At 60.2% G+C, this 5,759-nt stretch carries 7 protein-coding genes and 1 pseudogene; 5 read left to right on the forward strand and 3 right to left on the reverse strand.

The features are described 5' to 3' along the window. The 3 genes from DBR24_RS14410 to DBR24_RS14420 all read left to right on the forward strand — a co-directional run. Nucleotides 1–363: GFA family protein (locus DBR24_RS14410; RefSeq protein WP_146189047.1), on the forward strand; the 363-nt coding region annotated here is incomplete at its 5' end. Between the two features lie 59 nt (nt 364–422). Beyond that, complete coding sequence (gene yghU, locus DBR24_RS14415) at nt 423–1,262, forward strand: glutathione-dependent disulfide-bond oxidoreductase (RefSeq protein WP_128615099.1); 840 nt, start codon at nt 423–425, stop codon at nt 1,260–1,262. Nucleotides 1,263–1,470: 208 nt separating this feature from the next. Further along, nucleotides 1,471–2,664 (forward strand): GAF domain-containing sensor histidine kinase, encoded by a 1,194-nt coding sequence (locus tag DBR24_RS14420; RefSeq protein ID WP_123464264.1) that lies wholly within the window; start codon nt 1,471–1,473, stop codon nt 2,662–2,664. A gap of 14 nt (nt 2,665–2,678) precedes the next feature. On the opposite strand, the gene DBR24_RS14425 is transcribed toward DBR24_RS14420, so the two are convergent. The 3 genes from DBR24_RS14425 to DBR24_RS14435 all read right to left on the reverse strand — a co-directional run bounded on the left by DBR24_RS14425 (nt 2,679) and on the right by DBR24_RS14435 (nt 4,546). Then, nucleotides 2,679–3,320: a LysE family translocator gene (locus DBR24_RS14425; RefSeq protein WP_128615100.1), complete on the reverse strand. Its 642-nt coding sequence runs from the start codon at nt 3,318–3,320 to the stop codon at nt 2,679–2,681. Between the two features lie 154 nt (nt 3,321–3,474). Further along, nucleotides 3,475–3,816, reverse strand: a complete 342-nt coding sequence (locus DBR24_RS14430; RefSeq protein WP_123464260.1) for a hypothetical protein — start codon at nt 3,814–3,816, stop codon at nt 3,475–3,477. An 85-nt stretch (nt 3,817–3,901) separates the two neighbouring features. Further along, the gene (locus tag DBR24_RS14435; protein ID WP_128615101.1) at nt 3,902–4,546 is read right to left on the reverse strand and encodes an ATPase; all 645 of its coding nucleotides are present in this window, start codon (nt 4,544–4,546) and stop codon (nt 3,902–3,904) included. A 169-nt stretch (nt 4,547–4,715) separates the two neighbouring features. Between DBR24_RS14435 and DBR24_RS14440 the strand changes: the two genes are divergently transcribed. Both DBR24_RS14440 and DBR24_RS32185 read left to right on the forward strand, forming a co-directional pair. After that, nucleotides 4,716–4,964, forward strand: coding sequence for a hypothetical protein (locus DBR24_RS14440; RefSeq protein ID WP_128615102.1), 249 nt, complete (start codon nt 4,716–4,718; stop codon nt 4,962–4,964). A gap of 108 nt (nt 4,965–5,072) precedes the next feature. Next, nucleotides 5,073–5,759: pseudogene (locus DBR24_RS32185) on the forward strand (GGDEF domain-containing protein); the annotation flags it as partial.

Below are 5,759 nucleotides of genomic sequence, written 5' to 3' on the forward strand. Positions count from 1 at the left end.
GTCCATTACCAGATCCGTTCGCGGCCCAAAGCGCTGTCTCATTGTCATTGCCGCCAGTGCCGCAAAAGCCACGGAGCGGCATTTGCCAGTTATGGCAGCGTGTTACGTGAGAATCTGCAAGTGGTACGGGGCGTCGAAGCGATCAAGTCCTATCAATCTTCCGAAGCGGTCTCGCGCCAGTTCTGTTTGCACTGCGGCTCGTCGCTGTTCTGGTCGCGCCAGCAGGGTGAGTTCGCCGACTGGATCTCGGTCGCGCTGGGGACGCTGGACACGACGTTCACCACGGAAAAACAGAAGCATGTCGAGGTGACGTCGAAGGCGCCGTGGTTTGACATCAAGGATCAATGGCCACAGCAGCCGTAAACCTTGATCAAACCTGTCTATTATCGATAACTTCCGCCTGCCAACGATGAGGCCCCCACATGAGCAAAGCCCCCTACGTTCCGCCGCAAGTCTGGATAAACGAAGCCCCGTCCGGCGGCCAGTTCGCCAGCATCAACCGCCCGATTGCCGGGCCGACCCACGACAAGACCTTGCCCGTCGGCAAACATCCGTTGCAGCTGTATTCACTGGCCACGCCCAACGGCGTCAAGGTGACCATCCTGTTGGAGGAGCTGCTGGCACTGGGGCACAGCGCGGCCGAATACGACGCGTGGCTGATCCGCATCGGCGAAGGCGATCAATTTTCCAGCGGCTTTGTCGAGATCAATCCGAATTCGAAAATCCCGGCGCTGCTCGACCGCAGCGTTGAACCGCCGATCCGCGTATTCGAGTCCGGCTCGATCCTGCTGTATCTGGCGGAAAAGTTCGGCGCCTTCCTGCCCAAGGACCCGGCAGGCCGCACCGAAACCCTCAACTGGCTGTTCTGGCAGATGGGCTCGGCGCCCTATCTGGGCGGCGGCTTCGGGCATTTCTATGCCTACGCGCCGGAGAAAATGGAATACCCGATCAACCGCTTCACCATGGAAGCCAAGCGTCAGCTGGATGTACTCGACCGCCGTTTGGCCGAAAGCCCTTATCTGGCCGGCGACAGCTACACCATCGCCGACATCGCCGTCTGGCCGTGGTACGGACAACTGGTGCGGAACAATGTCTATTCGGCGGCGGAATTCCTTGCGGCGCATGAGTACACCCATGTGCAACGCTGGGCAGAAGACATCGCCAAGCGGCCGGCAGTGATGCGTGGGCAACGGGTCAACCGTACCTGGGGCGATGAAGCGTCGCAGGTGCCGGAGCGGCATCAGGCCAGCGACCTTGACTGAGCCACACGACTCGTCCATCGGTTACAACACCTAGTGGGAGCTCCCATCAACAACTGTGGCAATCCGCGCAGCTACACGCTGATCGCCAGATACACGTTCTGAATCCGAACGTGTCGTGCAACCGCCGCACATTCGCCTTGGCGGCCATTGGTCATGGCCGCCAATAAGCGATAGTCTCTGTTTCGACCTCCTTTAAAAGCACCGTGCCATGACCGACTCTGCCTTCTCATCCGACGTTGAAGCGATCAGCAGCATCGACGCGGTGCCCATGATACTGAGCATGGTCAAGCACCTGACCGGGATGCGCTTCGCCGCCGTGGCGCGCGTCACTGACAAAAACTGGGTGGCCTGCGCGGTGGACGACTCCATCAATTTCGGCCTCAAACCCGGTGGCGAACTGGTGCTGGAGTCGACCATTTGTCACGAAATCCGCCAGCACCAGCAACCGGTGATCTTCGGCCAGGCGAGCACGCATCCGGTTTTTTCCCAGCACCACACACCAAAAACCTATGGACTGGAGAGCTACATCTCCATTCCCATCGTCAAAGCCAACGGTGAATTTTTCGGCACGCTGTGTGCCATCGACTCCGTACCGGCGAACCTCGACGAACCGGCCATCGCCAAAACGCTGACCCTTTTCGCCCAGTTGATTGCGATCAACCTCGACACGCAAAAGCGACTTGAGGCGACCAAGGTCGAACTGAACAACGCCAACGAACTGGGGCGCCTGCGCGAACAGTTCATCGCGGTGCTCGGGCATGACCTGCGCACGCCGCTGAGCGCGATTCGCATGAGTGCCGACTTGCTGGAAACCAGGACCGAAGAAAAACGTTCGCTGAATCTGATAGCGGCGATCCGCAACAGCTCGACGCGCATGGGCGTGCTGATCGAGAACATCCTCGATTTTGCCCGCGGCCGGCTCGGTGGCGGGATTCCGGTACAGCGCGTCCTCGTGGATGACTTGCAGCAGACCCTGCAACAGACCCTTGCCGAGGTGCAGGCATCTCATCCCCTCGCCATCTTCGAGTCGACACTGAACCTGCCGGCAGGTGTTCATTGCGATGCCTTGCGCATCAGTCAGTTACTGTCGAACCTGCTCGGCAATGCCGTGACGCACGGTTCGACCGCCACGCCGATCGTCCTCAAGGCTTATGCGCAGAACGACGAGATCGTGATCTCGCTGACCAATCAGGGGGTGCCGATTCCCGCCGCCCTGATGCCGCTGCTGTTCGAACCGTTTTCGCGATCCGAAGCCGGGCAACGCGGCGAAGGCCTCGGATTGGGGCTGTATATCGCGTCGCAGATTGCCACGGCGCACAACGGGACGTTGCAGGTCAGCTCGACACTCGACGCGGGAACCTGCTTCGTGGCGCGATTCCCGGCGCGCTTCAAGTGGGCCTGAACCGCCGTCCGCACTTACGCCGTCTGGCGGCGCATGGTCAGAATCACCGCACCAAAACCAATGAACGTCGTGCCCACCACCCGGCTGACCCAACGCGACAGCGCCGGTCGGGTCAGCACGCCTTTGGCCCGCGAGGCCAGTGCGGCGTAGACACTCAGCGACGACACCGACAACGCCATGAAGATGGCGGTCAGAACCAGAAATTGCGGTAGCAGCGCCGCGTTCTGATCAATGAACTGTGGGAACAACGCGGTGAAAAACATCGTGGCCTTGGGGTTGGTCACGGCGGTCAGGAAAGCCGATTTGTAGAGTTTGCTGCGGGTCGGCCGAGCCTTGCCGGCCTCGCCATCAATGCCCTGCGCCAGCATCGGGCCCTTTTTGACCAGTTGCTTGACCCCGAGATAGAACAGGTAACCGGCGCCGATGAACTTCACTGCGTTGAACAGCATTTCCGAGCTGGCCAACAGCGCGCCCAACCCGAGCATCGCCGCTGCCGACAGGCAGAACAAACCGCTGGCATTGCCCAGCGAAGACCAGATGGTGCTGCGCTGTCCATGCGCCAGGCTGTTGTTGATTGCCATCAACGTCGCGGGACCCGGGCTGGCGATGGCAATCGCAGCGACCAGGGTGAAGGCCAGAATCGAGTGAGAATCCATTTTCAATGCTCGTAACAAGTGGGTGGCGGCATGTTACCTCAGGCAAACACGCTGGCAAAAAAAAAGCCCCGCGACCGAATGAAGGCACGGGGCAAAAAATTGGTTGGTTGCGGCCAACCAAAGGAGCTCTGTCAAAAACGTCGGTCGGGCGGAATCAGATGCAGTCCTGAGCGGCCCGTTCAAAACTCGAAGGCAGGAAGTTTGAGGCCAGCAAGTGGCGTTCATAAATGAACACCTTGCCGCCGTTGCCGGCCTTGTAGGCCTCCAGCACGTTGTCCGCCGAAACCTTGCTCGGCACTACGATGCGGTAGCTGCGCTGGGTCTGCGAAACGGTCGGGCTGAGCGCACTGCCTCGCAGTTTCGGCACGACGCAATCGGCGTATTGCGCAGGCGTCTTGTCGGTCTGCAGGGTCAGGGTCGGGTCGTTCGGCGCCGAGGCGCAACCGGCGAGCAGCAACGAAGAAACCGCCAGGGCCGGAACAAATAAAGAACGCATGGGTGTAATCCTGAAAATAAAGTGTCGGTTCAACCGGCAACGGTGCAGCGCCACCGCGCCGCCGTTGCCATTTATGGTTTGCGGTTCAGCTCGAAGCCACCAGCGCCTTGAGTGATGCATCGAATTGTTTCAACGCATTGAGTTGCAGGTCTCGCTGCTTCTCGATCTGCGCGGCGATCTGCGGCGGCGCCTGGTGATGCACCCAGGCCGAGGGCAGTTGTTTTTCCACGGCGCCTTCAGCCTTGCCGATGTATTGCAGGTCGGCGTCATAGAAGCGTGCGGTAAAACGCGCCTCGACCAGGCTGTTGCGTTGGGTCATCAAGCGGTTGAAGGTGTCGAGCTTCACCACGATGTCCGGATGGGCCTGAACCAGCTGATCAAGGCTGTCGTAGACGGTCACTGACAGAAACTGTTGCTGCAACGAGTTCACCAGCCAGTCAATCGCCAGTTCCGGGTCGGAGCTATCGACGAACGCTTCACGAATCCGCGAGTCCAGCGCTCCCTTGGCACCATTGAGCGCCATGTCGTGGTAGCGCTCGAGGTATTGCAGATTGTCCAGGGTGTTCTCGCTGTACAGTACGCCCACGGTTTGCGAGTGCTGCAACGTGGCGCTGCTGCCGGTGATGGACTGCAAGTGACATGACCGGCCGTCGTCTGCGAACGCTGGTGCAGCGGCAACCGCTCCGCCCGTCAGCAGGGCGACCAAAACCAGTCGGGTCAATGTGTTCATCGCGCAAATTCCTTGAGCGGCGTGTTCGATGGGGGTGATTTTCCGCCCATTGCCGACAAAGCAAAACTTGCGTTTCGTGATGGTCACTATTACTTCTAGCAATAGTTGCGCGCCGTGCAGACTGATCCACACTCACTACAACTAGAAAAAGATGCATGAGGAACCTTCTTTGAGAACGTTTGACCTGATCCGAGACGCCGTATTACCCGACTTTCGCGAGCGTGTGGCCGAATACCTGGTCCAGTACGAAAGCGTCCTGCTGGACAAGACCGTCGCCGACCCGCAGCTTATTCAGGACACCGCCAATCAATTGCGCGGCTACTTGCGCGGCCTGAACACCACGCGAGTGCTGGGCATGGCGTATTGGGAAGAACTGGATCGGCGGGTGGTGGACACCTGGCTCGCGCCCAAGTCATGAGCGAGCGGTGCGTGTGGCCGCGACCGCACGCGCCACCCCACCTGCCAAAACGGCCTCGAACGCTTACAATCGCCCGTCTATTCGCCCATCAGACAGGCTCGTCCAGAAATGCCGCTCGACCCACCAACGATGTTGACCCTCTCCACTGCCCTGGCAGCGGCGGCAGCGCTGTATATGGCGATCGAGTGGCGCAGCATCCGTGAACCTTCCCTGTTGTTCTGGAGCGCCGGGTTCGCCACGATTACCGTGGGTTCCACTCTGGCCCTGCTGCGCAGCAACGGCCTTTTGCTGATCGGCATCTGGTTCGCCAACGGCCTGCTGGTGACCGCGCATTTCCTGTTCCTGCTCGGCGTCGCACGCTTCACCCAGACGCGGCTGTCACGCACCTGGTCGCTGATCTTCGTCGCCTGGCTGGTCATGTTGTTACTGCCGGAGGGGCCGCTATGGTCGAAGGTCATGCTCGCGGCCAACTCGCTGCTGGTGGCGCTCTCGACCCTCAAGGCCAGTTTTCTCCTGCGCCCCCACGGCAAATCACTGAGCGTTGGCGCGGTGCAACTGCGTTACGTGCTGCTGGCTCACGGGATTTTCTATGTCGCCAAGGCGTTGACCGTGGTGATCCCCGGCACGCTGATCGATCTGGCGGCGTTTCGCGGCGAGATCATCCAGATTTCGCTGGTCGAAGGCACGATGGCGATTATGTTGATCGCCCTGTCGATGACCGGCACCGAGCGCTACCGCCGGGAAAAACAGATCGCCCGGCTGGCCGAGCGCGATCCGCTGACCGCCCTGTACAAC

Source organism: Pseudomonas sp. HMWF006, from assembly GCF_003061205.1.
Classification (GTDB): domain Bacteria; phylum Pseudomonadota; class Gammaproteobacteria; order Pseudomonadales; family Pseudomonadaceae; genus Aquipseudomonas; species Aquipseudomonas monsensis.

Bases quoted from the DNA above. Each gene is read 5' to 3' on its own strand.
- yghU (WP_128615099.1), top strand. From the start codon at position 423: ATGAGCAAAGCCCCCTACGTTCCGCCGCAAGTCTGGATAAACGAAGCC.
- DBR24_RS14420 (WP_123464264.1), top strand. From the start codon at position 1,471: ATGACCGACTCTGCCTTCTCATCCGACGTTGAAGCGATCAGCAGCATC.
- DBR24_RS14425 (WP_128615100.1), bottom strand. From the start codon at position 3,320: ATGGATTCTCACTCGATTCTGGCCTTCACCCTGGTCGCTGCGATTGCC.
- DBR24_RS14430 (WP_123464260.1), bottom strand. From the start codon at position 3,816: ATGCGTTCTTTATTTGTTCCGGCCCTGGCGGTTTCTTCGTTGCTGCTC.
- DBR24_RS14435 (WP_128615101.1), bottom strand. From the start codon at position 4,546: ATGAACACATTGACCCGACTGGTTTTGGTCGCCCTGCTGACGGGCGGA.